Source organism: Kribbella sp. VKM Ac-2568, assembly GCF_004345365.1.
Classification (GTDB): Bacteria; Actinomycetota; Actinomycetes; order Propionibacteriales; family Kribbellaceae; genus Kribbella; species Kribbella orskensis.
Map to the genome: position 1 here is coordinate 742,578 of NZ_SLVF01000002.1, position 25,816 is coordinate 768,393.

Here is a 25,816-nt window from a genome sequence, read left to right on the forward strand (position 1 = left end):
CGGCGGCTCAGGGCTTCGAGCCGGTGCGGCGCTCCAAGGCTTCGATGATGGTCGGGCAGACGTCGATCTCGTAGAGCCTTTCGATGCTCTGCATCCCGCCCGGGCTCTCCGCGTTGATCTCCACCACCTTGTCGCCGATCACATCGATGCCGACGAAGTACATGCCATCGGCCACGAGTTTCTTGCTCATCGCCTCGACGATGCCGCGTTCCGCGTCACCGATCTCGAGAGGGATCGAGCGTCCGCCCTTGCTGATGTTGGCCCGCGGGTCGTTACCCGTGGGCACTCGCCGGAAGGCGGCCGGTTTCCCGTCGCGCTCGAGGATCTGTCCCTCGAGCAGGAAGATCCGGGCATCGCCGTCCTCGCCGCCGTCGACGAACTCTTGGACGATCGCGTAGCCGTCCTGTAGCACCGCCTCGGTCATCTGGGCGAGGTTCGCTTCGCTCTCGTCCTCGATCATGAACACGTTCCGGCCTTTGGCTCCGTACAGAGGCTTGACGACGCAGTGTCCGACCTTGCCGGCGAACCGTTCGATCGCTTCCGGGTCGCGCGTCACCAGCGATCGGGGGCGGATCTTCTCGGGGAACTCCTCCAGGTAGAGCTTGCTCGTTGCGCGTGTGAGCGACCTCGGATCGTTCACCACCGTCACGCCTCGTGCCTGGAGCATCTGGCCGAAAACCACACCCAGTGGACTTGCCCACGGCCGCTCCTGCAGATCGTCGATCGATTCGTTGCGGAGGAACAAGGCGTCGAGGTCGTCCATGACGATCCGTTCGGCGTCGCGCTCCTTGATGCGCTTCATGAAGGCCTCGAGCGTGTCGTCTTTCTCGAACTCTGCGGCATGAGCCCGGGCCACCAGTTGCCCGTCGCTTTCCCCGAGCTCGACGTCTCCGACCCCGACATACCAAACCTCATGCCCGCGCTGGGCCGCGGCCCTGGCCAGCCGCGTAGTCGTGTACTCGTCTACCTCGGTGGCGACGTCGTTGACGAAGAAGGCAAGCCTCATGCCGACACACCTCCTTCGTACAGGTCCGTGACCGACGCGCCCGCGCGCAGTCTGTCGAGGCGCTCCTGAGCACCGGGCACGTCCAGCCAGCGTGGACGGACCCATGGTGCTTCGAGCACCTCGCGGTCGAGCAGGTCCTGGATCAACGGGATGTGGTCCAACGCCAGCTTGCCGACGAACAGGACGTCGAGGCTGCTGCCCTCTGCGAGGGTTTCGAGGATGCGCGTGATCCCGCGCAGGTAGATCGCGTCCTTCACAGAGCCGCCGCCGACGACGACCCGGATGGCGATGGACCAAGCGGTCCTCGTCGGTATCCGATGTTCTGCCCGTAACGATTCGAAGATCTCCAGGAATTCGGCGCCGTCGAGCATCTTGCCGACGGCAACAACCCTCGCCGCGAGCACGCGGAGACGCCGCGGGTCCAACCCGCCGGTCAGGTACTCCGCGAGCACGGCAAGGCCCTCTTGGGTCTCGTCGTAACCAGGCAGTCCGATCGTCAGCAGCGTCAGGGGTTGCCTGGCGCCGTTGTGGTAAGTGACGACATGGGTGCCGACCTCGTGGTGCAGCAACGGCTCGACGCGGTCCGCCCTGATAGTGGCGGCTTCTGGGATGAGCAGCCGACCGAACGACACCATCAGTTCGGAGATGTCGTCGCGCACGTCGATGTCTGCCGGGAAGTCCGGATACACGGCGCGGTATCGATCGAACTCCGCGCGAGCCGCCTCCGCGAACGCGCCAGCTGTGACGCTCCGGGTGCTGGGAGCTTGAGCGGGGATGGTCTCGAGCAGCTCCTCCGCGGCGGACGCGAGAGGCTGGGCGACTCCTCCGTACAGTTGCAGCGACCCGTACACGAAACGTGAAGTGTCGCGATCCTCCAAGGCTGTGATCTGTCGTGCTATCTCGTCTCGCTTCGCCCGGAAGAGTGTGTGCAGCGCAGGGTCGGTCACGTTCTCGACCTCGAGGCTGTAGAGGTCACGTCGCACCATGTCCGGCTCGAATTCCAGCGGTCTGAGCCGGAGCGTAGGGGCCGTCCCGAAGTCACCCCGCTCGAAGTCCGTCCAGGCCTCTGCTGCATTGACCGGCGTGATGTTGAGCAGCAGGTTCAAGCTGCGCTCGATCTCGGTGAGGCGGGCGTCGATATCGAGAGCAGGCGCAAGCTGCTCGGTCGGTGAGGTCATCTCACAGCGGTACCCACCAGCCTCTACAAACAACCTAGGCGCAGTTCAGGCGGAGTCCATGACCTGCTGGTGCTTCCACCTAGTCGCCACGGTGCGCGCCCGGGCCGCGACTCGGCGTGTCGTCAGCCATGCCGACCCACCCCTAGTGATGAGTTGTCGCGCCCGCACCCGTCATACCTACGACCGGACACGATGAGACGGAAGGATGACGTGATGAGTGCGGACACGCGGCTGGAGGAGCTGGGCGTGAGCGGTCTGGGCGAGAGCGGGCTGGGCGAGAGCGGGCTGGGCGAGAGCGGGCTGGGCGAGGTCGACGAGCCGGCGTTCTCGGGGCTGGCGGAGCGGCACCGGCGGGAGCTGCACGTGCACTGCTACCGGATGCTCGGGTCGTTTGAGGACGCCGAGGACACCGTGCAGGAGACGTTCCTCCGTGCCTGGCGGCGGCGGGAGACCTTCGAGGGGCGGTCGACGTTCCGGGCCTGGCTGTACCGGATCGCCACCAACGCCTGCCTGGACCTGCTCGCCAAGTGCCGCCCGGAGCCCGCGACCGGCGGCGAGGTGCTGTGGCTGCAGCCGTACCCGGACCGGCTGCTCGACGAGCTGCCCGCGGGCGACGCGGACGAGCCGGAGACCGTCGCCGTCGCGCGAGAGACGATCGAGCTGGCCTACGTGGTCGCAGTCCAGCACCTCGCGCCGCGCCCGCGGGCCGTGCTGATCCTGCGGGACGTGCTCGGCTGGCCGGCGAAGGACGTCGCGGAGCTCCTCGGGGACTCCGTCAACTCCGTGAACAGCGCGCTGCAGCGGGCCCGCGCCGGCATGCGGGAGCACCTGCCCGCCGAGCGGCAGGACTGGACCGGAGGCGAGGAGGACGCCGGGACGCGCGAGCTGGTGCGCCGCTATACCGACGCCAGCGTGGCCACGGACGTCGACGGGCTCGCCGCACTGCTGCGGGACGACGTCCGCTGCTCGATGCCGCCCACGCCGGGCCTGTACGTCGGCCGCGAAGCGGTGGTGAACGACTGGGTCGAGAGCGGCTTCCAGGACCTGAAGCACCTGCGCGCCGTCCTCACCTCCGTGAACCGGCAGCCCGCCGTCGCCTTCTACCTCTGGCGGAAGCAGGAGGGCGCGTACCTGCCGCTGACGATCGACGTCCTGCGCGTCACCGGCGGGGCGATCGCAGAGATCATCACGTTCCACGCCGACCAGTTCCCACGACTCGGGCTGCCGGAGCGCCTGCCGGCGGACGGCATCGAGTAGTCCCGGTGTGGACGCTCGCGCTGCGCGGTGGCGAGCGTGTCGCGGTGATCGCGGCGGAGTGGTGCGACGCGTTCGGCGTCGTCACCCGCGGACGGGTGCAGCTGGAGCTGCGCGACGGCGAGCCCGGGCCGGTCCTCGGACGCGACGCCGGGTTCTGGCTCCGCGGCACCGGCGTCCGCGCCCTGCGGAACCCCGGCCGTCGCACGGCGAGGGTGCGCATCGTCACCCTCAAGGCCAGGACCGTCACATGCCAGTCAACACACCCCGTACGCCAGTTACCGAATGATGGAGGAACGACATGAACAGCATGAATGACACCGGGGCCGTCGCAGGCCCGGCATCGGGCCAGACCAGCCACACCCACCGGCTCCGCGGGCTCGCCGGCACCGGCTTGATTGCCACGCTCGCAGCGATGGTCGCCACCACCCTCGCCGCTGCGCTTGCCCAGGCCGTTGGCGTCGACTTCGAGGTCCCCGATGGTGGCGAGACGATCCCGTTGTCCGGGTTCGCCGTGGTGACCGGCTTCTTCTCGGTCGTGGGTATCGTCATTGCCGTCGCTCTTCTTCGTTGGAGCGCTCGCCCCGCCAAGCGATTCGTGTGGACGGCAGTGTCGCTGACCGCGATCTCGTTCGTCCCGCCCCTCCTCGCCGGGGCAAACACCGCCACCACCACCGCCCTCCTCGGGCTACACCTCGTCGCTGCGACGGTGATGATCCCCACCCTGGCGCTGAGCCTCCGCACCCGGAGCGATTGACGATCCCGCAACGGGACAACGCGCGGCGCAAGGGCATGCGCGAGCGTCGCTGCTCGGCCTTCGATGCCGGCGGCATCAGAGTCCGCCTCGCCGGGTTGTGGTTACGCAGCCGGCACCGACAGTTGGAAGACCGACCAGCAGTCCACCGGCTGGAAGTCGAGCATTGCGTTGACCGCCCGCATGTGCGTGTTCTCCTCGGCGTTCCACGCGTCGATGACGCGCAGCGCCGGCTCGTGTGCCCGTGTGTACGCATGGTTGGCCGACTTCACGATCAGACCGAGACGCCTACCTCGGTGGGCCGGCTCGACGATCGTGACCCGCTGCCGCGCGTGAGTGTCGTCGTTCGCCTCGAACGACAGCTTGGTGCGGGCGACGATCTGGCCGGTCGCGTCGTGCCGGGCCGCCGTCGAGTAGGAGCGGTGGCCGCGACCCAGTTCGGTCGCCTCCTGGCCGCGTACCCGGGCGGCGTCGTACAACTCCTGCTCGACCGCCAGGTCACCGGTGGGGGCGTCGAGCATAAGCCGGCTCTGCAGCGCGGCGACATCCTCGACGATCTCTTCGGGTACTGCGTCGCGCCACTGCACCAGCGAGTACCCGTCCGCGTGGGTCCACGCCTCGGCGAGCGTCGCCTCGTCGCCCCCCGAATGGTCGGCGATCTGGCACCGGGACCTGATGCTGGTCACGCCGGGCTGGTGAGCGCGGTTGGTGAGGTAGCGGTAGCCGGCCTCGTCGCGGGCAACGCCGCCGGGCACTGCCCGAACCGTCTGGATCTCGATCACGCTCCGGTGGTGCCGTCGGGCGGCCGCGTAGACCTCCTCCAGCAGCCTGGTGCCGATGCCGCGGCGCCGGTGCTGCGGGTGCACGATCAGCTCCAGGTAGACCATGCTCAGGTTTTCCGCCTGGGGCAGCAGGTACGACGCGGCACCGACCACCCGGTCGCCGTCCCAGGCCAGCAGCGCCTCTTCGGTCAATGTGGGCCACGGGTGCTCGAACCGGGCCGTGTGTTCCTGTCGGCTGGGTGTGGGGAAGTCGGGCAGGTCGTGGCGGGTGACTGCGACCATCAGGTCGTACCACTGGCCCATCGCCACGGAGTGGGCCGGATCGAGCTGAGTGATGGTCATGCCCGCATCGTCCGGCGGGCGTGACCTACCAGCAATTGAATTACTTCACCATGACGACATCACGAATGGTCGACCAGGTCGTCCGCGGCGACGAACAGCAGCTGGATCTCGTCGTAGGTCAGTGGCCGGTGTCCGGGTGCGGTGTCTTGGTTGTGCGATCGAGCGGCGTCGTCGCCCAGAAGGCTGTCAGGCGTCAGGCGCGGGTTGCCAGGCATACGGCGGAGACACGCGGTGCGCGATGGCGGCCGCCTCGATCCGGTTCGGCACGCCGAGCTTGCGCAGGATGTGCGAGACGTGGACGCCGGCCGTTCTGACGCTGATGACGAGTTCCGCGGCGATCTCACGGTTGGTGTAGCCCCGAGCGAGAAGAGCGAGAACGTCTGCTTCACGCGGGCTTAGGCCGAGGGTCTCCTCCGGGCGCTGCCTTCTGTTGGACGGCTCGGCCGCCGGCGGCGCGAGCTCGAGCCGTGCCCGTTCCGCGAGTAGCTTCAGCTCGCGTAGCAGAGGCTTTGCTCCACTGCGGGCTGCGAAGGCATACGCGTCCATGAGCGGCGCGCTCGCCTCGCGGCGGGAGGCGCCGGCAGCGACCAGAGCCTCGCCTTCGCGCCAGCGGCAGTAGGCGGAGAGCGGCGGGCGTTCGAGCCGATCCCAGGCGGCTGCGGCCGCCGACCACGGGTCGGGCTGGGCGATGTCGTGGGCGCGGTTGTATTCGGCCTCGGCCAGGGCGAGCCAGCCGGCGGCGTTCGGTGTAACCGCTGAGGCCTCGGCGGCCTCGCGGCGAGCGAGGGCGATGAGCTTGCGTGCCCGGGCGAGCCAGCCCTCGCACGCGTCCGCATCATGTCGGGCGCGTGCGAGGGCTGACAGCTCTGCCTGTGCGCGGAGCCCTTTAGCGCAGAACCAGACCCGGAGCTGGGCGGCCTCACCGGAGCACGCCCCGGCCAGGCCGTCGCGCACAGCCTGGTCGGCCTCCGTCCACCGGCGCTGCCACAGCGCGAGCTCTGCGAGATAGACGTCGTAGATCCCCTGCCCGCGGTCCTCGCGCAGCGTAGCGAGCGCGGCGTTGAGGTGTGAGCGTGCGGCCTCGAAGTCGCCGCGGCCGACCTCGAGGTCGGCGCGCAGCATGAGGAGCATGTAGGGGAAGCTCGCGGTCGTCGCGCGCAGCGCGGCCGCGCTGAGGCTGTCGGCTTTGTCCCACTCGCCGATGGCGAGCAGAGCCTCGATGGAGTTCGCGACGAGCGGGACGCTGTCGATCCCGTACCGGCGCATCAGCTCGAGCCCCGCGTTCCCCAGTCGCGCCGACTCCTGGGGCCGGCCCAGCATCGTCAGTGCGTCGGTGAGATTCACGTACGCCCGGTCCAGGCCGATGTGATCGCCGATCTCCTCGGCGAGCTGCAGGGCCTGACGAAGATGGGTGAGACCTTCCTCCCCGCGGCCGAGGTAGGCGAGGTCGCCCCCGAGCACGGTGAGCGCTCGGACCTCGGCGTCGCCTCCGCCGACACCCTGAGCGAGCGCGAGCGCGTGCTCGCCGATCGGGAGCGACTCCGCGTGGCGCCAGGCCACCATCAGCCCGCCGGCGAGTGATCCCAGCGCGTACGCGCGCTCCGCTGAGGGCAGCTCCGGCGGCACGAGCTCGACCGCGCGCTCCAACGCGGCGAGTCCGGCGTGGTCATTGCCGGTCTCGTGGAGGTACTCGCCGAGGCGCACTTGGAGGAGCGACGCACGGTGCGGGTCTTCCGTGCCGATGAGCTCGATCGCCCGCTGGGCGAGCTCGACCGCGCGCGGGGCGGAACCGACTTGGCTGGCGAGCTCTGCTGTCCAGGCGCAGAGTTCGACAATGCTGAGTCCGGCGAGCTCGGCCGGGGCCGGCACCGTATGCCACAGGGCGAGCGCCCGCTCGAGATGCGTGTGAGCCTCCGCGAGGCCGAAGACCGCCTCCGCTTGGCGTGCAGCGTCCACGGACGTGGCGAGCGCCTCCGCGCTGCGACCCGCCGCCTCCCAATGCGGCGCGAGCTCCGCCGGCGTCGCAGCTCCGCTGCGTGCGAGCTCGGCGGCCAGCTTCGCGTGGAGCTCCTCGCGCTCGCCGGGCAGGATTGTCGCGTAGATCGCCTCCGCGAGCAGGGCGTGGCGGAAGCGGAAGCTGCCGGTGGCCTGGTCGGCGACGAGAACAGCGTGCTCGACTGCCTCTCGGAGCGAGTCATGCACGTCGTGCTCCGGGCGCGCAGCGAGTGCGCTGAGCAGCGGGTAGCCGACGTCGCGTCCGGCAGCCGCGGCCAGGCGCAGCAGGGTCTGCGTCGGAGGGTCGAGCTGTGCGACCCTCTGCAACAGCAGGTCGCGCAGTCCGTGCGGGAGCACACCGTTCTGGTCGCCGGACGCGGAGAGAAGCTCTTCTGCGAAGAAAGGATTGCCTTCGGAGCGGGTGACGATCGCATCCGTCAGCGCCGCCGGCTGGGTAGCCTCGGCGCGGGCCGCGAGCAGCGCCCCCAACTCCTCGGGCCCGAGCGGACCAAGCTCCAGCACGAGCGCCGAGCCCGAGCGCCGGACCGCCGCCGCAACCCGGCGCATCCGCTCAGCCGAGGAGAGCTCGTCCGCGCGGTAGGTCGCAAGCAGCAGGACCGGCCGGTCGTCGAGGTTGTGGGCGAGGAAGACGACGAGATCCAGCGTCGAGGCATCAGCCCAGTGCAAATCCTCGAGCATGAGCAGCACCGGTGCGGCAGCCGCGCGCTCGCTGAGCAGGGCGAGCGTCTCCTCGAAGACCCGCAGTTGCGAGCCCACCATCGGCCCCTCCACCCGCGGAAGCTCTGCGAACGGCCGCAGGGCCTCGACGAACGGCTGGTACGGAAGTTCGGTGCCGACGAGATCGATCGAACGCCCGAGAAGGACCTCGAATCCTGCGTCGCGGGCGCGCGCCGCGAACTCGGACGCCAGCCGGGTCTTGCCGATGCCCGCGTCCCCACTGACGAGCGCGGTCGTGCCGCTCCCCGCCCGCGCCGCGTCGAGGACGCGCTCGAGCTGCCCGAGCTCGCGTACACGTCCGACGAACACCCCTCTCACGAGAGCCCCCATCCAGGCAGTATCGCGCCGCCGGCACCGGCGCGGAAGGCTCTCGTACGCATCCCGCGGCCGGTAGATACGTAGCCGGACGCGGAGGATAAGTCTCCCCGGCCGATGCGCCGCCGGCTTCTCCCCGGTGACGATCCTGTTGATCCGACAGACACAAGGGGGACGGAGACATGACAGCGATCACACAGCCCGCGTCGCTTGAGCAGAAGCCGATCGGGCCGACGAAGATCCACACGGTACAAGGCGGCGGCGGCCTGCGGCTGCACGTCCGCGAGTGGGGCAGGGCGGACGGGCCGCCGATCCTGTTCCTTCACGGCTTGTCGCAAAGTCACCTCTGCTGGGCCAAGCAGTACCAGAGCGCGCTGGCCGACGAATTTCGGCTCGCGGCCTGCGACCTGCGCGGCCACGGGATGTCGGAGGCCCCCCTCGAACCGGAGCACTACACCGACGGCGAACTGTGGGCTGACGACGTGGCGGCGATCATCGAGCACCTGCGTCTCGACCGGGCCGTGCTGGTGGGCTGGTCGTACGGCGGCTTCATCATCTGCGATTACCTGCGCGCCCACGGCCAGCACCGGGTCGCCGCCATTGACTTCGTCGGCGGGGCCGTCAATATGGGCGGGAGGGCGTTCGGCACTCTGATCGGCCCCGGCTTCCTCGACCATTTCGCCGACGCCATTGCAGACGACCTGCCGACCAACATCCGAGCCATGCGCGCGCTGGTCAAAGCCTGGCCGGCCAAGCCTTTCCCGCCCGACGACCTCGAGACCCTGCTGTGCTCCAGCATGACTGTGCCCGCACGAATCCGCGCAAATCTCGCGGCGCGCGAGATCGACGGTGACGACGTGCTGCGCACCCTTGAGGTACCCCTGCTGGTCACCCACGGCCGAGCGGACACCGTCGTGCTTCCAGCGATGGCCGAGCACGTCCTCGCCGTCTGCCCGACCGCCGAGCCCTCCTGGTACGAAGGCGTCGGCCACACCCCGCACCTCGAGGAGCCGGAGCGCTTCAACCGCGAACTGGCCGCCCTGACCCGCCGCGTCTCCGCGTAGGGCCCGACTCGAAAGGTCGAACTGGCCGACCCCAACGGTGCCCGACAGTTGTCGTGCAGAGCCAGTCCACCCCAATTGCTGTCGACCTCGCTGAGGATGTCCATCCGGCAAGCCGAACACGATTGACCCCTACAGAATCAACCTTCACCCAGTCGCGGCGGCCCGGCTGGTATCTCGTCGACGCGCCCTTGACCACAAGTCCTTCGACACCGCTGGATTTGAAGGCGTCCAGCCACTCGCGGGCCTCATCGACCTCCGCGGTGACCGTAGACACCTGCGGCGGCGGCACCCAGCTCGCGGCCAGCGACTCCAGCCGCTGCCGGCGGATCGTCCAACGCATCGGCCGGACATCGACGTCGCCTACGGCCAGTACGTCGAACGCGACGAACGACGCCGGCTGCGTGGGCGCCAAGCGCCGACGGACGGTGGTCGCGGTGTTGACCATCCGTTGCTGCAACGCGTCGAAGTCGAGGCGGTCGCCTGTCCTCACAACCAACTCGCTGTGCAGGACACAATCGGTGGTCAGCTGGGCTCCCAGAGCTGCCTGGACATCAGGGAACTTCGCGGTGAACTCCTTGCCGTTGCGCGACCAGGGCCGAACCTCACCACCGCCGGACAACTCCGGCGCGGCTAGTTGACTGAACTCTTCAGTGCGCCGATTGGCGCCTTAGGTGGTGGCTGGAGAGGTGTGCCGGTGATTGCCGATGTGGGTCGTGTGGCGGAGTTCGGGGTGGGGCTGCGATGCGGGTGCTGTTCCCGAAGCTTGAGCACGCTGCGGCGTCCGGTTTTCTCCGCGACCAGGCGGCTTCGGACTGCTCGCCTGCGACGCTGCGCAGCTGCGCCTTCGACCTGCTGCGCTGGTTTCGGTTCCTCCACGGCCGCTGGACGCCGTGGGATGTCACCCGTCCATCGGCTGACCGACAGCCAGGCGTTCCGCTCGGGTCCTGGCCGCCGTGCTCGGCAGCTCGAGTAACCGGACCTTGACTCTGTAGTTGGGTCCGGGGTTGAGGATGGGGCATGCGAACCAGCGAGCTGGCCGGCAAGGCTGGACGCGATCGACCATCACCAGGAGGGGACCCGATGAAGCTCGAAGTTCTGCACGTCCCGGACTGCCCGAACCTGCCACCGATGTTGGAACGGCTCACCGAAGCCACCGACCTGCCGGTCGCCACCCGCGTCATCGACAACGACACCGACGCCGAACGCTTCGGTATGGCCGGTTCCCCGACCCTGCTGATCGACGGGGTGGACCCGTTCACCACGGGAGGGGACTGCGGGTGCGGGGTGTCGTGCCGTCTGTACCGCGACGTGGCCGGCCGGATTGTTCCCGCACCGTCGATCGCGCAACTGCGCGACTCGCTCACCGCGGCCAGCCAGCCGACGGCACTCGGCGAAGTGCTGAGCGCCTGGCGGACCCGTGCTTTGCCGCTGGATCCGGTCGAGAAGGCCGTGCACCAGGCGATCCTGCGGTCCTTCGGCACCACAGGTCATCCACCCGCGGCCGTCGACCTCGATCCGGCCGCGGCCGGGGGTGAGCGGAGTACGGGTGAGGTGCTGAAGACTTTGCACAAGGTCGACGCGATCCGCCTGGCCCCGGACGGGCAGATCGCGGTCGCCTACCCCTTCTCCGCCACACCGACCCGGCACCGGGTCCGGATCGGCGACCAGGTCGACGCCTACGCGATGTGCGCGATCGACGCGCTCGGCATCGCCGCCATGCTCGGCCGCGACACCCGGATCGAGTCCGTCGACGTGACGACCGGCCAGCCGATCACCGTCACGACGACCGGAGGGCGCACCGGTTGGGAACCGGCAGGGGCGGTGGTGTTCATCGGTGCTGACGCCGGCGGTGGCCCATCGGCCGACTGCTGCTGCGACTACCTCAACTTCTTCACCGACCAGGATTCCGCCGAAGCCTGGACCAGAAGCAACCCGGGAATTCCCGGGCAGATCCTCACCCAGACGCAGGCCGAGGACCTCGGAACCCGCCTGTTCCAGCCCCTACTCGCGGACTGACCAGGTTGCAGGCTAGGGCAGGTGCCGATCGATCCGCTGCAGCACCGTCCCAACGACTGGTAGGCGATGCCAACCGCGGCTGATCACCCACTCCCGCGCTCCGCGTACTCCGACCCGCAGCCTCGCGGCCGGCGATATGCGGAGCTCGTCCTCGCGCTCGGCAGCCCTCCGTTGCAGATAGCGGGCGCACCCCAGACAGACGCCGACCTCAGGGTGTGTCCCCAGCCGCACCAGGTCGCGCTCGTCGAACTCGCCACCGCAGCACCAACACGCCGGCGCTGTCGGCTGAAACGTCTCCTCAGCAGCGGTCACACCGCCATCATCCGCCCACCCGGACCGCTGCGGCTACCAGCCGACCAGCGTCCACGTGGATCGACGACTCTTCGATCGTCAACCAGCGGTCGTGCGGCGGTAACAGAGCACAGCAGCGGGGACGGTGATCACCAGCAGCCCGACGATCCAGGCGAGTGCCTGCCACACGTGCTCGGCAGTCGGGCCGCCGAGGACGAGGGCGCGAAGTCCGTCGACCGAGACGGTGACCGGGTTGACCTTCGCGAACGCTTCCAGCCAGCCGGGCATAGTGGCGACCGGGACGAACGTGGAGCTGGTGAACACCAAGACGATGACCGGCATCAGACCGGCCAGTCCGGCCGTCTCGGCGTCGTGGACGAGCAGGCCGACCATGGCGTTGATCCAGGAGAACGCGACACCGATCAGCAATGCCAACCCGATCACCCCTATCGCCGCCGCGACGCCTGCGTGGAAGCGGAAACCGATCGCGTACCCCACACCGGTCATCAGCAGCAGGACGAAAAGGTTCCGCACGGCGTCGGCCACAGTCCGCCCGGCCAGAACCGCGGACCGGGTCATTGGCAGCGCCCGGAAACGGTCGATCATGCCGGTGGCCAGATCATCGGCGATCGCCACGCCGGTCTGGGAGGCGCCGAACGCAATCGCCAGCACGAAGATCCCCGGTAGTAGGAAGTCGACGTATTTGTCCACCCCTGGCGGGTGAATCGCGCCGCCGAACACGTAGGTGAACAGCAACACGAACAGCACGGGTTGCACGGTGGCGAACACGATCAAGGTCGGCACCCGTACCAGCCGCCGCAGGTTCCGGCCGGTGATTACGGCTACGTCACCGAGCAGCCATCGCAGCCCTCGCACGGTCGCAACGTCTGTCGCGGTGGGATCGGATGGTTGCTTGGCGGACGCCGCCGGCTCAGTCGTCACCGCTGGCTCCCGATCTCCGCACTATCCGAGCCGGCCCCTGCGATCGCTGACTGGCCGGTGAGGGCCAAGAACACGTCGTCGAGTGACGGTCGGCGCAGCGCCACATCGGTCACCCGCAGGCCACCGGCCGCCAGCCGGGCGACCGCTTGACCAAGCACACCTGGACCGTCCGCGACTGGCAGCACCACCCGGCCGTCGCCGGTGTCAACGACCGGTGGGCCGGAGCCAAGGTCTGCGACGGTTGCGGCCAGGGCGGCCGGGTCGACGCCCGGCGCCGGCCGCAGCTCGAGGCGGTTGCCACCCACCTGCGCCTTCAGCTCGTCCGACGTCCCGGATGCGATGACCCGACCGGTGTCGATGACCACGATGCGATCGGCGAGCTGGTCGGCTTCCTCCAGGTATTGGGTGGTGAGCAGAACCGCCGTGCCCTGCTCGGTCAGCGCGGTGATCGTCTGCCACAACCCGATCCGGCCGCGCGGATCCAGGCCGGTGGTCGGCTCGTCCAGGAACAGCACCGACGGGCGGGCGACCAGGCTGGCCGCGACATCCAACCGGCGCCGCATGCCGCCGGAATAGCCACGCAGAACCCGATCCGCCGCGGCGGCCAGGTCGAAGGTGTCCAGCAATTCGCCAGCGCGACGACGGGCAACGATGCGGTTCAGGCCGGACAGCCTTCCGATCATCTGCAGGTTCTCCCGGCCGGTCAGATATGGATCGACCGCTGCGTACTGGCCCGACAGGCCGATCCGTCGCCGCACAGCTGCCGCCTGCCTGACCACGTCCAACCCCGCGACTCGTGCGCTACCGGCATCGGGGTGCAGCAGGGTCGTCAGGATCCGGACCACGGTGGTCTTACCGGCACCGTTCGGACCGAGCAGCCCCAGCACCGAACCAGCCGGAACATCCAGATCGACTCCGCCCAGTGCCTCGACAACTCCGAACCGTTTCACGAGTCCCTCGGCCAGGATCGCAGGCTCGCTCATCACGCCACCACCCATAGCTAGGATTACTACCTATCCGCTTGTTGTAGGATAACTACTTATGAGGGCGGATGCGCAAGCGTTGAAAGGTCACCTCGACGTCCTGCTGCTGGCCACCTTGAACGACGGGCCCCAGCACGGCTACGCCATCAAGGAGGCTTTGCGCGACGGCAGCGGCGGCCGGTTCGACCTGCCCACCGGTACCGTCTATCCGGCGCTGCACCGGCTCGAACGGGCCGGGCTGATCAGCGGATCCTGGTCTGTCGTCGACGGACGCCGACGTCGCAGCTACCAACTCACCGCCGAAGGCCACAAGAAACTGGCGGGCGAGCGCGCCAACTGGCGCGAGTTCGCCACCGCAGTCACGACACTCTTGGAACCAGGCCCATGGCCGACCGCGACCTGATCCAGGGGTACCTCGCCGACCTTGCTCGGCGCCTCCCCGCCGAGGCGGTCGAGGAGCTCGCCGACGGCCTGGAAGAGACATTCCAGCACCAACTACGACGCGGCAACTCCCCCACGGAGGCAGCTCAAGTCGCCATCGCAGAATTCGGCCAGCCAGCACAGGTCACAGCAGCCTTCGCTCATCAATCCTCAGGCCGACGCACCTCGATCGCACTGCTGGCCACCGCTCCAATGTTCGCAGGCCTGTGGGGCACGACGCTGATCACTGCACATGCCTGGAACTGGCAGATCGCCCCCGGCGCTGCAGTCGCCTTCGGGGCCACCCTGCTCACCGTGGCGGCAACTCTGGGGATCGTCGCCCGGAGCAACAACCCCAAAACAGCCCGGCTGACCGGACCTGCGAGCATCGCTCTGATACTGCTAGACCTCGGCATGCTCGCCACAGTCGCGACCGCCGCGCCGGCGGTGACATGGGCAATGGCCCTGGCGGTGCCAGCAAGCTTGCTTCGCGTCGTCCTGACAGGACGCAACCTCCCGCGCCTGTTCGCCCGGTAACACCCGTCGACATCGCTGAATCGCGCCAGCCGTGAGTTCCGCGCCGGGTCGCAGCAACTTGCTTGACAAGGTTCAGTGAAGGAACCCGTCCCACTTCAACTCGAACCGGGAACCACCAGGCATCGCGTGCTCCCCGGGCACTTGTTCGACGGCCCGGGCCGGCGGTAGCTTGCAGTGGACCGTGACACCGCCCGAGGAGGTGAGACCCATGAACGCTGTATCGATGTGGGTGCTCCCCCTTCCCGTCACGGTCGGGCGATTGACGTAGGTGTCGCCGGGAGCGCCTCGACAACTTGGCACTCCCGAAGGGCAACACCTATGCACTCTCCGCAGTTCACCGCCGAGCCGTCGTCGAACGATACGGTCGAGCGCGATTTCACCGCGGTCGACGTCCCCGGACTCCGGTTGTCGGCCTCCGGCGCCGATCGCGCGCCCGTCATGTTCGACGTGATCATTGCCGGGTGCGGGCCGACTGGCGCGATGCTGGCCGCCGAACTACGGCTACACGATGTGCGGGTACTCGTTCTGGAGAAGGAATCCGAGCCCGTGTCGTTCGTCCGCATAGTCGGTCTGCATATTCGCAGTATCGAGCTGATGGCGATGCGCGGACTGCTGGATCGCCTTCTCGAACGCGGGAGACGGCGTCCGGCCGGCGGATTCTTTGCCGCCATCACCAAACCCGCGCCCGAGGGCCTCGATTCCGCGCACGCCTATTTGCTGGGCATCCCGCAGCCGGTCATCGTTCACCTGCTCGAAGAACATGCGATCGAACTGGGTGCGCAGGTCCGGCGCGGTTGTGCGGTGGCCGATTTCGAGCAGGACGACGAGGGTGTGACCGTCGAGCTGGCCGACGGGGAACAGCTGCGATCGCGCTATCTCGTCGGCTGTGACGGCGGGCGCAGTACGGTGCGTAGACTGCTCGGCGTCGGCTTCCCCGGTGAGCCCTCGCGAACCGAGACGCTGATGGGCGAGATGGAAGTGGGTGTGCCGCAGGAGGAGATCGCCGCCAAGGTGACCGAAGTCCGCGAGACCAGCAAGATTTTCAGTCTCGGGCCCTTCGGCGAAGGGCTCTATCGGGTCGTAGTCCCCGTAGCGGGAGTCAGCGAGGCTGCAGTCAGCAAGGATGGCGCGGAACCGCCCACCCTCGAGGATTTCAAACAGCAGTTGCGCGCCATCGCCGGAACCGATTTCGGCGTGCACTCCCCGCGCTGGTTGTCCCGCTTCGGGGATGCCACCCGGCTGGCCGAGCGTTATCGGGTCGGTCGGGTGCTGCTGGCCGGCGATGCGGCGCACATCCATCCACCCACCGGCGGTCAGGGCCTCAATCTGGGCGTTCAGGACGCGTTCAACCTCGGCTGGAAACTGGCAGCACAGATCCGCGGCTGGGCGCCGGAAACATTGCTGGACACCTACCAGGCCGAACGTCATCCGGTCGCCGAGGACGTGCTGGACAACACCCGCGCCCAGATGGAACTGCTGTCCACCGAACCGGGCCCGCAGGCCGTGCGCAGGCTGCTCACCGAACTGATGGACTTCGACGAGGTGAACCGCCATCTGATCGAGAAGATCACCGCGATCGGCATCCGCTACGACTTCGGCACAGGCCCCGACCTGCTCGGCCGCCGCCTGCGCGACATCGACGTGAAACAGGGCCACCTCTACGGTCTGCTGCATCGCGGCCGCGGCCTGCTGCTGGACCGCACCGAACGTCTGACCGTCGGCGGCTGGTCAGACCGGGTCGATTACCTCGCGGATCCCACTGCGGTACTGGATGTTCCGTGCGTCCTGCTACGCCCCGACGGCCACGTGGCCTGGATCGGCGACGATCAGCAGGACCTGGACGACCACCTCTCCCGCTGGTTCGGCAAGCCCGGCAACTGATTTCGCCTGAGCAACGAAAAGGCCCGTGAGGAGGATCGAACGGCCAACAGCGACGGACCATCGGAAGGCTGGAGGCAGCATCAGCCGTGGTGCTCTGGCGCCAGGGTCGGCCTGCGAGGAGGGTTAGCCACCGAGTGACGACCGGAAGACGGCGGAAGAGCACCGCGGCGGTCACGCCCCGCCGGGCATGCCGTACTGGCCGGGCAGGTGTTCGACCGCCCGTGCCAGCGCCAACCCGACCGGCCCGAGTAGATCGGGCGCCAGCTTGCCCACGGTCTCAGTGTTGCTATAGGCAAGCTTCGGTCCAGCCAGACACCTACTGGGGCATGCCCTTTGTAGGTGCGGACTTCCCGCCTCGTCAGACCCCGTAGCGCAGAAGGACCACGCCATTGTCGAATGAGGTGGCCTCGACCAGCTTCAGGTTCCGTCGATCTTCGAAGAGGTGTGTTCCCTTGCCGCGGGACGACGGGCAGACCAGCATCCGGACCTCGTCTACGACGCCGGCGTCCAGCAGGGAGCGCATGAGTGTCAAGCTCCCCCACAACCAGATGTCCTTGCCGCTCTGCTCCTTGAGCTCCCGGACGGTAGCGGCCGGGTCACGCGTCACGGTCGCGGCCGGAAAGTCGCTCCACGGCGCGTCATGCAGCGTCGACGAGGCGACGAACTTGGTGAGGTTGTTGAGCTTCTTGCCGTACTCGCCCTGCTCGTCGGCGGACGGCCAGACGTCCTTGGACTGGTTGTAGGTATTGGCGCCGAGAATCATCGTGTCGACCGAGTCGATGAAGCCCATCACGCTGTTCTTGAAGGGGTCGTCAGTGATTTCGTCGTCGAACGGTTCCCCCGACACGAAGCTGAGGCCACCGTCCTCCTCCGCGGCGATGTTGTCGACGGTAATCCACTGCTGAACTATGAGTTTTCGCATGGCTGTCCTTCCGCTACGTGGCGATGGTGCGGCCACGCCGGCCGCATCTACCTCTGAGACGGAGCCGCCACGCCGGTCTCGACATCCCGGCCACATCTTGTCGAGAAATTTCGGCGGAGGCGCTGGAGCACCAACCACGCGTCCTGTTGCCCCCTGGCACGTCACGGTTGACAGGTTCAGTGAAGGAACACCACGAGGTGGACGTCGGTGGTGGGATCGAACTGGCGGGCGCGCAGGCCCGCGGTGATGCCGGCGTCGCTGCCGCCGATGATCACCAGCCGCATCGCGGTTCTCCTTCGGAGGCGGCTCGCGGGTTCAGGCGGTTTGGAGTTCGGCGATGAGTTTTTCGACGCGGCCGCGGATGTCGTCGCGGACCTGGCGGACGACCTCGATGGGCTGGCCGGCGGGGTCGGTGAGTTCCCAGTCCTCGTAGCGCTTGCCCGGGAACACCGGGCAGGCGTCGCCGCAGCCCATCGTGACGATTACGTCGCTGGTGCGGGCGGTGTCGTACTCGAGCAACTGCGGGATGGCGCCGGTGATGTCGATGCCTACTTCGCGCATCGCTTCGACGGCGGTGGGGTTGATCTGGTCGCCGGGCGCAGATCCGGCCGAGCGGACCTCGACGGTGTCGCCGGCCAGGTGCCGCAGCCAACCGGCGGCCATCTGGGATCGGCCGGCGTTGTGGACGCAGACGAACAGGACGACAGGCATGCTCATTTGGCTACTCCAGAGGTTGTGGCGTCGGCGCGTGGGGTGACGATCTCGTCGGCGGCTTGCCCGGCTTCGGGGTACAGGACGGCGAGCAGTCCGACGCCGACGATGGCACCGAAAAGTTGCGCAACGACGAACCCAGGCAGGGATCCGGGCGCGATCCCGGCGAAGGTATCGCTGAAGGCGCGGCCGATGCTGACGGCCGGATTGGCGAACGAGGTCGACGAGGTGAACCAGTACGCCGATCCGATGTAGGCGCCGACGGCAACAGGTGCGAGCGCGGCTCGACCGGACCAGGCCAGCGCGAAGATCAAGAGGACGAGTCCTGCGGTCGCGACCACCTCACCCAGCCACAGGTGGCCGGAGCTGCGGTCGGTGGTCGACCACGACACGGCGGCCTTGGCGTACATCAGGTTGGCGAGCACGGCTCCCGCTACGCCGCCGACGATCTGAGCCGGGATGTACGCCGCAAGGTCGCGCGGCGTCAGCCCAGTGCCGGTCCGTTGCCCTAGCCACCAGTCGACAGCTGAGACGACCGGGTTGAAGTGCGCGCCGGAAACAGGTCCGAGCATGAGGATCAGTACTGCGAGGCCGAGCGCGGTCGCGAAGGCGTTCTCCAGCAGCTGCAACCCCACATCGCCGGGCGACAGTGCCGACGCCGCGATTCCTGAGCCGACCACGACGGTGACCAGCAGACCGGTACCGACGGCCTCGGCGACCACCCGTCGCCACAGCGGCGCGGCGCTGCTCACTGGCGGCCCAGGTGGGCAGCGGGGACGGACAGCTCGTTCAGGAGCACGCGGAAACCTCGTCGGTCCATGGCTTCGGGTATTCGGTCGAGATGTCGATGCCGCGTTCGGCCATCGCGGCGACCGCGGACGGGTTGATCTCGACGCCCGGCTCGGAACCGCCCGACCACGCGATGGCGGCGTCACCGGCCAGATGCTCGAAGAACCCGAGTGCCATCTGGCTGCGGCCGGCGTTGTGCACGCACAGGAACAGGACGACCGGGCGGCCGTCGTCGCCGTGGCCTTCGACCCTGGCAAGCGCGGTCAGGCGCTGGCGGGCGAACCGTTCGGCCAGCAGAGGAAGGAAGTTGGGCACCGTGCTGCCGGTGGCGAACTGGTCGTAACTGGAGTGCAGGAACCGTTCGATCGTCTCGGTGCCGTAGATGCTGGAGAACTCCTCGCCGAGCCTTCGGGACGCGGTACGCAGAGCGAGGTGCTGGTCGATGGACAGATCTTCTCGGTGATGCCCGGCGACTTCGGTCATGGTCGGCTCCTGGGAGTTTCGGTCGCCTCGGTGGGCGAAAGTACGGGCGCCAGCCGGTCGATCCGGTCGGCGATCTCGTCGTAGGCGGCCTCGAACGCCGCATCGGTACCGACAGCCGCCGGATCCGGCACCGACCAGTGCAGCCGCGGCCGGGCGCCCGCTGGGAGGTGCTCGTAAGCGATGTCGCACACCGCGATGACCAGGTCGTCCCGCTCCACCACGTCGCCGACGTGAGCGGTGCGCCAAGCAGCGGGGTCCAACCCGTGCTTGCGGGCCACCCGCACGGCCCGGGGGTGTGGCTTGGCCGCGGGCTGAGTTCCGGCCGACGCACCGGGGATGTGACTGCGCCGCGACCAGATCGAGGCGGCCAACTGCGAGCGGGCGGAGTTCTGCGTGCAGACGAACACCACCCGCGGTACCGCGGTCAGAGACGGCGTGACCACTGCTTCCAGCGCCTCGTTCACCAGCCGCACATAGGTCCGACGTCGATCCCCCTCGGACCGGGAGCGCGCGACCAGGCCCGCGTCCTCCAGGACCTTCAAGTGATGGGCGACGAGATTGGTCGGCATGTCCAGCACCGCACCCAACTCACCGGGAGCGGCGTCCCCGGCAACGAGCGTGTCGACGATCGCCAGACGCGCCGGATCGCCGAGCGCGGCGTGGACCCGGGCCCGCTCCGTCAACGAAACTAGCTCAGTGTTCATTGACTCAATGATCACTGAGGCATCGACGGACGTCAACCCAGCCGGAACACCTCAAGCCGACCCTGGAGCATCAACAGTGACCTAGGTCTCCATCACGGCACGGAGCATGGCTCGTTTGCCGGCCCACGCCGAGTAGAGCGTCTGCACGGCCACATCGGCCCGCTCAGCGATCCGGGCACCGGTTGCTCCGGCATACCCACGCTCGGCGAACTCTTCCGTGGCGGCAGCCAGGGCGCGCCGTCGTGTTTCACGGCGCACCGACGAGGGCAAGCCCGCCCGCCTCCTGAGGCTGGGCAGCACGAGTGCTGTCTAGGCCGGTGGGTGGCGGGATTGGCTTTGGGGGCGGGTGTTGGTCAGGCCGTCGGTGACGGTGGTGAGCAGGGTGAGGGCTGCGTCGAGGTGGGTGTCGTCGTGGCCGGCGGCTTCGCTGACGGCGGTTGCCCACTCGTGTCTCACGAGGGCGTAGTTGCTGCGACCGTGTTCGGTCGGGCTGACGGTCACGCCGCGGCCGTCGATCTGGTTGGCTTGACGCTGGATGAGGCCCTTTTGCTCGAGACCGCGCAGCGTCGCGGAGAGGTTTGTGCGCTGGAGTCCTGTGGCGGTGGCGATCTGGCTGGGGGCGGCGGGGTCGCCCTGGAGGAGGTAACGCATCACCATGCCTTCGGACTGGGTCAAACCGACTGCCTGCGCGTCGATGTAGCCGCGGTACTGGAGCTCCCGGCTGATGATCAGCGCCAGATCGGCGAGGTCGGCCCAGCTGTCCTCGGCGGCTGATCGGCGCGCCTGCCGAGGGCTGCGCCGCGGCGATGGGTTCTTCGTCACGCCGCCAGCATAGATGATTGCCGGCTCATAGTTATGTGTACATACTGATGATCTAATAGTTATGCCCTCATAATCATCTGGAGCAAGCAATGGCCGTCACTCTTTCCGCGCGGCAGGCCGGGTCGACCTCGCCGCGTGCGGTTGCCCTGTCCGGTGGGCTTCACCCGGTAGGTGTGTTCTTCCTGCTCGCCGGCGCGTTCCTGCCGATCATGGATTTCTTCATCACCAACGTCGCGCTGCCGAGCATCGATGCCTCGCTGCACGCCTCGGCATCCGAACTGGAGTTGGTGATCGCCGGGTACGGCGTCGCCTATGCCGCCTTGCTGGTCCTGGGTGGCCGGCTGGGCGACCGCTTAGGACGCCACCGCGTCTTCCTGGCCGCGCTCGTCGGCTTCGTCGTGGCCTCGGCGGTGTGTGGCTTCGCCCCGACCGTCGGAGTCCTGATCGCCGCCCGCATCGTGCAAGGTGCGACCGCGGCGCTGCTCGTCCCGCAGGTGCTCGCGACCTTCCACCACACACTCGAGCACGAGCGTAAGGCACGTGCCCTGGCCCTGTACGGCGCGACGTCCGGCATCGCCGCCGTCGTCGGGCAGTTGGTGGGCGGGCTGCTGGTCGGCGCCGACATCGCCGGCACGTCCTGGCGACCGATCTTCCTGGTCAACGTGCCCATCGGCCTGGTGGTCCTCCTGGTGGCGACCCGGATCGTGCCCGACACTCGCTCGGACCACCCGGTCGGCATCGACCTGCCTGGCACCGTGCTGTTCGCCGCGACGCTCACCGCCGTACTGGTCCCTCTCACCGAAGGCCACTCACTGGGCTGGCCGTGGTGGACCTGGGCCATGATCGCGGTCGCGGTCGTCCTTGGCGCCGTCACCTTCCTGGTAGAGCGGAGCGCCGAGCAACGCGGTGAGATCCCGCTGCTGCCGCCGTCGCTGCTGCGCCTGCCGTCGATGTCCCGCGGGCTGGTGATGGTGTTCGCGTTCAGCATCGGCTTCGGCGCGTTCATGTTCGTCTTCGCCCTGACCGTCCAGGATGGTCTGCATGTCGATGCTCTCCATGGGGGTCTGGCCATCTTGCCGATGGCGGTGCTGTTCTTCCTAGGCTCTGTGTTCGCACCACGGGTGATCGGCCGCTTCGGGCGGGCCGCGTTGTCGGGTGGCGCGGTCCTCCAGCTCGCCGGCCTCGCCGCACTCGTGGTCGTTGTCGTCAGCGACTGGCCACACGTCAGTCTCTGGGCCATGGCTGTCCCACTCGCCCTGGCCGGTGCCGGACAGTCGATGCTGTTCGCCGGGCTGTTCCGCAGTGTGCTGGCCGATGTCCCGACCCATCTCGGCGGCGTCGGCAGCGGCGTACTGATCACCCTGCAACAGAGTGGCCTCGCGCTCGGCGTGGCCACTCTCGGCACCCTCTACCTCACCCGGGCAGAGCACAGCACGGCCCACGCCTTCGCCACCGTCGAAGGCGTGCAAATGGGCATCATCGCCCTGCTCGCCATCGGCGTCGCCGCGCTGTCGCGGTTCACCGCGGCCGCTTCCGACGCGCCATTGCTCGACGCCTGAGAGGTCGGCACGACCACCATCCACACCTCGTCATCTCGGCCGCTCGATCGTACGCAATGAACATCAGTCGATCCTTGAACTGATCGATCATGTAGCCGTTGTGCGTGACCTTCGCCAGGCCCGCGTCAAGCAGAACCTCCATGCCAGCCCCGCCCAGAACGCGGTAACGTCCGAAAGGGTGCGTCGGCGGCGCGCGCGGAGAAGGATTGGGGATCGCCATGACCAACCGTCCACGCACGACCGGGATGGATGACGGGGACACGTCACGACCGCAGCCGGATTCGAGCGCGAGTGCACGCGACGGGGTGCGGCTCGCGGTGGTCGTGGGCGCGCTCGGTGTGGTGTTCGGCGACATCGGAACCAGCCCGATCTACACCCTGCAGACGGTGTTCAATCCCAGCGATCCGCATCCCGTCCCGGTCAGCTCGGAGAACGTGTACGGAGTGGTCTCGCTGATCTTCTGGTCGGTGATGATCATCGTCACGGTCACCTACGTGCTGTTGGCCATGCGTGCTGACAACGACGGTGAGGGCGGCATCATGGCCCTGATCACGCTCTTGCGCCGGCTGGGCACGCAGCGGGGCGGGCGCACCGCGGTCGTGTTGGCTGCGCTGGGAATCTTCGGCGCCTCGCTGTTCTTCGGCGACAGCATGATCACACCGGCGATCTCCGTCCTGTCAGCCGTCGAAGGCCTCAAGGTCGTCGAGCCCTCACTCGCGCAGTTCGTCGTACCGATCACCGCGGTGATCATCGTTTTGCTGTTCGCCGTACAGCGTCGGGGCACGGCGGCCGTGGGACGCGTGTTCGGACCGATCATGATCGCCTGGTTCGTGGTCATCGGCGCGAACGGCATCAGCGGTATCGCCGAACACCCGGGCATCCTCAAGGCGCTCTCCCCCACGTACGCGCTGGGCTTTCTGACCGGCCACTTCAGCATCGCTTTCTTTTCCTTGGCGGCGATCGTCCTTGCGGTCACCGGCGCCGAAGCTCTGTACGCCGACATGGGGCACTTCGGCCGTCGGGCGATCACCCGTGCCTGGCTCGCGCTCGTGTTCCCGGCCTGCGTTCTCAGCTACCTCGGTCAGGGAGCATCGATCCTCGAGGATCCGGCCAACATCAGCAGCCCGTTCTTCCTGCTCATTCCCGACTGGGGACGCCTGCCGCTCGTCATACTGGCCACTGCCGCAACCGTGATCGCCTCTCAGGCCGTCATCACCGGCGCCTACTCGGTAGCGTCCCAAGCCGCCCAGCTCGGCTACCTCCCCCGGCTCCGGATCGCGCACACCTCGGAGTCGACAGCCGGTCAGATCTACGTGCCCTGGATCAACTGGGTCCTGATGATCTCGGTGCTGACCCTCATCTTCGCCTTCCGCAGTTCCGCGGCACTCGCCTACGCATTCGGCATGGCGGTGACAGGAACCATCACCATCACAACCCTGCTGTTCTTCTACGTCGCGCGGCGCCGATGGCACCTGAGCCCTTGGTTGATAGGCATCAGCGCGGCGCTACTGCTGTCCGTGGACCTGCTGTTCGTCGCGGCGAACCTGACCAAGCTCATCCACGGCGCCTGGCTTCCACTCCTGATCGCGATCACCGCATTCACCGTCATGACGACCTGGCAGCGCGGCCGCGCGATCGTCACCACCGAACGCGAGCGGCGCGAGGGCCCACTCGGCGACTTCATCGGCCAACTGCGCGAACGGCAACTACCCGCGCAACAAGTCCCCGGTACGGCGGTCTTCCTGAATCGCGGCGGCCAAACCACACCGCTGGCCCTGCGCGCCAACGTCGAGAACAACCACGTCCGGCACGAGCAGGTCGTCATCCTCGCGATCGAGACCGAGCCCGTACCGCGCATCGGCACGGACCGGCGGATCGTCGTGGACGACCTCGGGTACCGCGACGACGGCATCATCCACGTCACCGCCCGGTTCGGCTACATGGAAACTCCCGCCGTACCGATCACCTTGGCGCTGCTCGACCCGGAGGCGACCGAGGGCGAGCTCCAGCTCGATCGAGCCTCCTACTTCCTGTCCAAGATCGAGCTCCGGCGCGGCGATAACCCGACCATGGCGTCGTGGCGTAAACGCCTCTTCATCGCCACCTCCTACATCACCGCCGACGCCGCCGAGCACTTCGGTCTCCCCCGCGACCGCACCGTCATCATCGGCTCATACATCGACGTCTAGCCAGGACCATCCGCCTCACCACCTGGCCGCCCGGACGCCGAGGCGAGCTATTCCTACGAAGGCACCGCGAGATGAACACGCACGTCGTCGGCCGCTCCGTCACGGCCGCTCGGCCTCGTCTGGCCGATCAGTTCGGCGCGTCGTCTTCTGAGAAGCCGGCGGCTGCGAGCAGGCGGCGGAGGCCGACCACCGCCTCGATCTCCGTGTCCTTGTCTGAGGGGATGTCGAAGAAGCCGGTCTCGGACCCGACCGTGACTTCGACCTTGCCGTCGTGGCGGCGCTCGACGGTGCCGACAGCCTCCAGCAACGACACCACGTCGTGCCACTCGATGTTGTGGCTCACGGGATGCTGGAAGATCTTGCGCAGCGTCGTGCGGTGGTGGCTGGTGAGGTGCTCAGATCCTGGGTCCGACGTCATCGCGACTCCTCGTCATCAATGGCCAGCGTACGCCTGGCGCCCCGGTCGCTTGGACCCGACAACAGCGCGATCGACACCTGCGAAATCTGCTCCCGTCCGCCGTGGTCGCTATGGAATGTCGGATCAGCCGTGGTGTCCGGTCAGACCTCGGACGCGCATCACGACGCCGGCGTGGTCGGACGGCCACAGCCCGGTCGTCGGGTCGCGCGGGTCGCCGTCACGGCCGGTCACCTGGCCACGGTCGGTGCTGAGCGCCTCCCCGTCCGCCGTACGACCGAACACCATGTCGATGCGGTGCGTCCACGATCCCGGAACCGCCTCGTCCACCGTCTCGTTCAGGCCGGAGGTGTCGCCGGCATCGAAGCCGGGCAAGTCCGCGGGCCGACCGGAGTCCTTCCACAAGTCGGTGTAGCCGCCGGCGCCAGTGATCAATTCGTACGCCGCCCTGTGCGGCACATGGTCGATCGGCTTGATCGAGCTGTTCACCGGGTCGGAATTGCAGTCGCAGACGAACACCGTGCCCCGATCCGGCGACGTGGCCTCGGCGACCAACTCGCCGGCCTGCGCCAACGCGATGTCGGAACTGAACGCCTCGAGGTGCGTATTCACGAACCGGAACCGCTGCCCGCCCGCCCGCACGTCGACCCACTGATAGCCGCGGTCGAAGTCGAAATCCACCCCGGCAACACCGACCTGCAGATTCACGGCATACACGTCCTGA

28 protein-coding genes are annotated in these 25,816 nt (G+C 68.0%); 10 read left to right on the plus strand and 18 right to left on the minus strand.

The window, feature by feature from the left end; translation table 11 throughout:
* Positions 1–7: 7 nt before the first annotated feature.
* Together EV648_RS07285 and EV648_RS07290 are read right to left on the minus strand one after the other, a co-directional pair.
* On the minus strand, positions 8–1,006 hold the full coding sequence (locus EV648_RS07285; RefSeq protein WP_132286520.1) for a glutathione synthase: 999 nt from the start codon (positions 1,004–1,006) through the stop codon (positions 8–10).
* Positions 1,003–2,184: a flavohemoglobin expression-modulating QEGLA motif protein gene (locus EV648_RS07290; protein ID WP_132286523.1), complete on the minus strand. Its 1,182-nt coding sequence runs from the start codon at positions 2,182–2,184 to the stop codon at positions 1,003–1,005. Before EV648_RS07290 ends, EV648_RS07285 begins: the two co-directional genes overlap by 4 nt.
* Before the next feature lie 213 nt (positions 2,185–2,397).
* Between EV648_RS07290 and EV648_RS07295 the strand changes: the two genes are divergently transcribed.
* The 3 genes from EV648_RS07295 to EV648_RS43060 are packed head-to-tail and all read left to right on the plus strand — an operon-like array spanning position 2,398 to position 4,195.
* On the plus strand, positions 2,398–3,441 hold the full coding sequence (locus EV648_RS07295; RefSeq protein WP_132286526.1) for an RNA polymerase subunit sigma-70: 1,044 nt from the start codon (positions 2,398–2,400) through the stop codon (positions 3,439–3,441).
* A gap of 5 nt (positions 3,442–3,446) precedes the next feature.
* Complete coding sequence (locus tag EV648_RS43055) at positions 3,447–3,743, plus strand: hypothetical protein (protein WP_199234463.1); 297 nt, start codon at positions 3,447–3,449, stop codon at positions 3,741–3,743.
* Entirely contained in the window at positions 3,740–4,195 is a 456-nt protein-coding gene (locus EV648_RS43060; RefSeq protein ID WP_199234464.1) for a DUF6069 family protein, read from the plus strand. The genes EV648_RS43055 and EV648_RS43060 overlap by 4 nt, the downstream gene beginning before the upstream one ends.
* Positions 4,196–4,296: 101 nt before the next feature.
* On the opposite strand, the gene EV648_RS07305 is transcribed toward EV648_RS43060, so the two are convergent.
* From EV648_RS07305 to EV648_RS07310, 3 genes are read right to left on the minus strand one after another with little or no spacing between them, the layout of a single operon-like run.
* Complete coding sequence (locus EV648_RS07305) at positions 4,297–5,316, minus strand: GNAT family N-acetyltransferase (RefSeq protein WP_132286529.1); 1,020 nt, start codon at positions 5,314–5,316, stop codon at positions 4,297–4,299.
* A 59-nt stretch (positions 5,317–5,375) separates the two neighbouring features.
* Entirely contained in the window at positions 5,376–5,531 is a 156-nt protein-coding gene (locus EV648_RS42490) for a hypothetical protein (protein WP_158293930.1), read from the minus strand.
* Positions 5,503–8,379, minus strand: a complete 2,877-nt coding sequence (locus EV648_RS07310) for a helix-turn-helix transcriptional regulator (protein WP_132286532.1) — start codon at positions 8,377–8,379, stop codon at positions 5,503–5,505. The genes EV648_RS42490 and EV648_RS07310 overlap by 29 nt, the downstream gene beginning before the upstream one ends.
* 167 nt (positions 8,380–8,546) lie before the next feature.
* On the opposite strand from EV648_RS07310, the gene EV648_RS07315 reads away from it, so the two are divergent.
* Positions 8,547–9,428 carry an alpha/beta fold hydrolase gene (locus EV648_RS07315; protein ID WP_132286535.1) on the plus strand — a complete coding sequence of 294 codons (882 nt, stop codon included), beginning with the start codon at positions 8,547–8,549 and terminating at the stop codon, positions 9,426–9,428.
* Here EV648_RS07315 and EV648_RS07320 read toward each other — a convergent pair.
* Positions 9,385–10,047, minus strand: a complete 663-nt coding sequence (locus EV648_RS07320) for a hypothetical protein (protein WP_241994947.1) — start codon at positions 10,045–10,047, stop codon at positions 9,385–9,387. The two genes, EV648_RS07315 and EV648_RS07320, sit on opposite strands and share 44 nt — an antisense overlap.
* A gap of 461 nt (positions 10,048–10,508) precedes the next feature.
* On the opposite strand from EV648_RS07320, the gene EV648_RS07330 reads away from it, so the two are divergent.
* Positions 10,509–11,444, plus strand: coding sequence for an alkylmercury lyase family protein (locus EV648_RS07330; RefSeq protein WP_132286538.1), 936 nt, complete (start codon positions 10,509–10,511; stop codon positions 11,442–11,444).
* Between the two features lie 12 nt (positions 11,445–11,456).
* Here the strand turns inward: EV648_RS07330 and EV648_RS07335 are convergent, their stop codons facing one another.
* From EV648_RS07335 to EV648_RS07345, 3 genes are all read right to left on the minus strand, one after another.
* Complete coding sequence (locus tag EV648_RS07335; RefSeq protein ID WP_132286541.1) at positions 11,457–11,756, minus strand: hypothetical protein; 300 nt, start codon at positions 11,754–11,756, stop codon at positions 11,457–11,459.
* A 78-nt stretch (positions 11,757–11,834) separates the two neighbouring features.
* A complete protein-coding gene (locus EV648_RS07340; protein ID WP_241994948.1) occupies positions 11,835–12,677 on the minus strand; it encodes an ABC transporter permease in 843 nt (280 codons plus the stop codon).
* Positions 12,674–13,660, minus strand: a complete 987-nt coding sequence (locus EV648_RS07345) for an ATP-binding cassette domain-containing protein (RefSeq protein WP_132286544.1) — start codon at positions 13,658–13,660, stop codon at positions 12,674–12,676. The genes EV648_RS07340 and EV648_RS07345 overlap by 4 nt, the downstream gene beginning before the upstream one ends.
* Positions 13,661–13,718: 58 nt before the next feature.
* On the opposite strand from EV648_RS07345, the gene EV648_RS07350 reads away from it, so the two are divergent.
* From EV648_RS07350 to rox, 3 genes are all read left to right on the plus strand, one after another.
* Positions 13,719–14,063, plus strand: a complete 345-nt coding sequence (locus EV648_RS07350) for a PadR family transcriptional regulator (protein WP_132286547.1) — start codon at positions 13,719–13,721, stop codon at positions 14,061–14,063.
* A complete protein-coding gene (locus tag EV648_RS07355; protein ID WP_132286550.1) occupies positions 14,045–14,617 on the plus strand; it encodes a permease prefix domain 1-containing protein in 573 nt (190 codons plus the stop codon). The genes EV648_RS07350 and EV648_RS07355 overlap by 19 nt, the downstream gene beginning before the upstream one ends.
* A 318-nt stretch (positions 14,618–14,935) precedes the next feature.
* Entirely contained in the window at positions 14,936–16,498 is a 1,563-nt protein-coding gene (rox, locus tag EV648_RS07360; protein ID WP_132286553.1) for a rifampin monooxygenase, read from the plus strand.
* A 358-nt stretch (positions 16,499–16,856) separates the two neighbouring features.
* Here rox and EV648_RS07365 read toward each other — a convergent pair whose 3' ends face one another.
* The 7 genes from EV648_RS07365 to EV648_RS07395 all read right to left on the minus strand — a co-directional run bounded on the left by EV648_RS07365 (position 16,857) and on the right by EV648_RS07395 (position 20,929).
* Positions 16,857–17,420, minus strand: a complete 564-nt coding sequence (locus EV648_RS07365) for a dihydrofolate reductase family protein (RefSeq protein WP_132286556.1) — start codon at positions 17,418–17,420, stop codon at positions 16,857–16,859.
* Positions 17,421–17,735: 315 nt separating this feature from the next.
* On the minus strand, positions 17,736–18,137 hold the full coding sequence (locus EV648_RS07370) for an arsenate reductase ArsC (protein ID WP_132286559.1): 402 nt from the start codon (positions 18,135–18,137) through the stop codon (positions 17,736–17,738).
* On the minus strand, positions 18,134–18,883 hold the full coding sequence (locus tag EV648_RS07375; RefSeq protein WP_132286562.1) for an MIP/aquaporin family protein: 750 nt from the start codon (positions 18,881–18,883) through the stop codon (positions 18,134–18,136). Before EV648_RS07375 ends, EV648_RS07370 begins: the two co-directional genes overlap by 4 nt.
* 37 nt (positions 18,884–18,920) lie before the next feature.
* Positions 18,921–19,403 carry a three-helix bundle dimerization domain-containing protein gene (locus EV648_RS07380; protein WP_132286565.1) on the minus strand — a complete coding sequence of 161 codons (483 nt, stop codon included), beginning with the start codon at positions 19,401–19,403 and terminating at the stop codon, positions 18,921–18,923.
* Positions 19,400–20,107 (minus strand): helix-turn-helix domain-containing protein, encoded by a 708-nt coding sequence (locus EV648_RS07385; protein WP_132286567.1) that lies wholly within the window; start codon positions 20,105–20,107, stop codon positions 19,400–19,402. Before EV648_RS07385 ends, EV648_RS07380 begins: the two co-directional genes overlap by 4 nt.
* 81 nt (positions 20,108–20,188) lie before the next feature.
* Positions 20,189–20,365, minus strand: coding sequence for a helix-turn-helix domain-containing protein (locus tag EV648_RS07390; RefSeq protein WP_158293931.1), 177 nt, complete (start codon positions 20,363–20,365; stop codon positions 20,189–20,191).
* Between the two features lie 51 nt (positions 20,366–20,416).
* Positions 20,417–20,929, minus strand: coding sequence for a MarR family winged helix-turn-helix transcriptional regulator (locus EV648_RS07395; protein ID WP_132286572.1), 513 nt, complete (start codon positions 20,927–20,929; stop codon positions 20,417–20,419).
* Positions 20,930–21,018: 89 nt separating this feature from the next.
* Between EV648_RS07395 and EV648_RS07400 the strand changes: the two genes are divergently transcribed.
* Positions 21,019–22,488 (plus strand): MFS transporter, encoded by a 1,470-nt coding sequence (locus EV648_RS07400; RefSeq protein WP_132286574.1) that lies wholly within the window; start codon positions 21,019–21,021, stop codon positions 22,486–22,488.
* 218 nt (positions 22,489–22,706) lie between these two features.
* Positions 22,707–24,677, plus strand: a complete 1,971-nt coding sequence (locus EV648_RS07405) for a potassium transporter Kup (protein WP_132286576.1) — start codon at positions 22,707–22,709, stop codon at positions 24,675–24,677.
* A 127-nt stretch (positions 24,678–24,804) separates the two neighbouring features.
* On the opposite strand, the gene EV648_RS07410 is transcribed toward EV648_RS07405, so the two are convergent.
* Together EV648_RS07410 and EV648_RS07415 are read right to left on the minus strand one after the other, a co-directional pair.
* Entirely contained in the window at positions 24,805–25,095 is a 291-nt protein-coding gene (locus tag EV648_RS07410) for a hypothetical protein (RefSeq protein WP_132286579.1), read from the minus strand.
* 123 nt (positions 25,096–25,218) lie between these two features.
* A partial coding sequence (locus tag EV648_RS07415) for a hypothetical protein (RefSeq protein ID WP_206751931.1) occupies positions 25,219–25,816 on the minus strand: 598 nt, incomplete at its 5' end.

Excerpts from the sequence above, each read along its gene's own strand:
- EV648_RS07285 (WP_132286520.1), bottom strand. The coding sequence starts at position 1,006 with ATGAGGCTTGCCTTCTTCGTCAACGACGTCGCCACCGAGGTAGACGAG.
- EV648_RS07290 (WP_132286523.1), bottom strand. The coding sequence starts at position 2,184 with ATGACCTCACCGACCGAGCAGCTTGCGCCTGCTCTCGATATCGACGCC.
- EV648_RS07295 (WP_132286526.1), top strand. The coding sequence starts at position 2,398 with ATGAGTGCGGACACGCGGCTGGAGGAGCTGGGCGTGAGCGGTCTGGGC.
- EV648_RS43060 (WP_199234464.1), top strand. The coding sequence starts at position 3,740 with ATGAACAGCATGAATGACACCGGGGCCGTCGCAGGCCCGGCATCGGGC.
- EV648_RS07305 (WP_132286529.1), bottom strand. The coding sequence starts at position 5,316 with ATGACCATCACTCAGCTCGATCCGGCCCACTCCGTGGCGATGGGCCAG.
- EV648_RS42490 (WP_158293930.1), bottom strand. The coding sequence starts at position 5,531 with ATGCCTGGCAACCCGCGCCTGACGCCTGACAGCCTTCTGGGCGACGAC.
- EV648_RS07310 (WP_132286532.1), bottom strand. The coding sequence starts at position 8,379 with ATGGGGGCTCTCGTGAGAGGGGTGTTCGTCGGACGTGTACGCGAGCTC.
- EV648_RS07315 (WP_132286535.1), top strand. The coding sequence starts at position 8,547 with ATGACAGCGATCACACAGCCCGCGTCGCTTGAGCAGAAGCCGATCGGG.
- EV648_RS07330 (WP_132286538.1), top strand. The coding sequence starts at position 10,509 with ATGAAGCTCGAAGTTCTGCACGTCCCGGACTGCCCGAACCTGCCACCG.
- EV648_RS07345 (WP_132286544.1), bottom strand. The coding sequence starts at position 13,660 with ATGAGCGAGCCTGCGATCCTGGCCGAGGGACTCGTGAAACGGTTCGGA.
- EV648_RS07350 (WP_132286547.1), top strand. The coding sequence starts at position 13,719 with ATGAGGGCGGATGCGCAAGCGTTGAAAGGTCACCTCGACGTCCTGCTG.
- EV648_RS07355 (WP_132286550.1), top strand. The coding sequence starts at position 14,045 with ATGGCCGACCGCGACCTGATCCAGGGGTACCTCGCCGACCTTGCTCGG.
- rox (WP_132286553.1), top strand. The coding sequence starts at position 14,936 with ATGCACTCTCCGCAGTTCACCGCCGAGCCGTCGTCGAACGATACGGTC.
- EV648_RS07365 (WP_132286556.1), bottom strand. The coding sequence starts at position 17,420 with ATGCGAAAACTCATAGTTCAGCAGTGGATTACCGTCGACAACATCGCC.
- EV648_RS07370 (WP_132286559.1), bottom strand. The coding sequence starts at position 18,137 with ATGAGCATGCCTGTCGTCCTGTTCGTCTGCGTCCACAACGCCGGCCGA.
- EV648_RS07380 (WP_132286565.1), bottom strand. The coding sequence starts at position 19,403 with ATGACCGAAGTCGCCGGGCATCACCGAGAAGATCTGTCCATCGACCAG.
- EV648_RS07385 (WP_132286567.1), bottom strand. The coding sequence starts at position 20,107 with ATGAACACTGAGCTAGTTTCGTTGACGGAGCGGGCCCGGGTCCACGCC.
- EV648_RS07400 (WP_132286574.1), top strand. The coding sequence starts at position 21,019 with ATGGCCGTCACTCTTTCCGCGCGGCAGGCCGGGTCGACCTCGCCGCGT.
- EV648_RS07405 (WP_132286576.1), top strand. The coding sequence starts at position 22,707 with ATGACCAACCGTCCACGCACGACCGGGATGGATGACGGGGACACGTCA.
- EV648_RS07410 (WP_132286579.1), bottom strand. The coding sequence starts at position 25,095 with ATGACGTCGGACCCAGGATCTGAGCACCTCACCAGCCACCACCGCACG.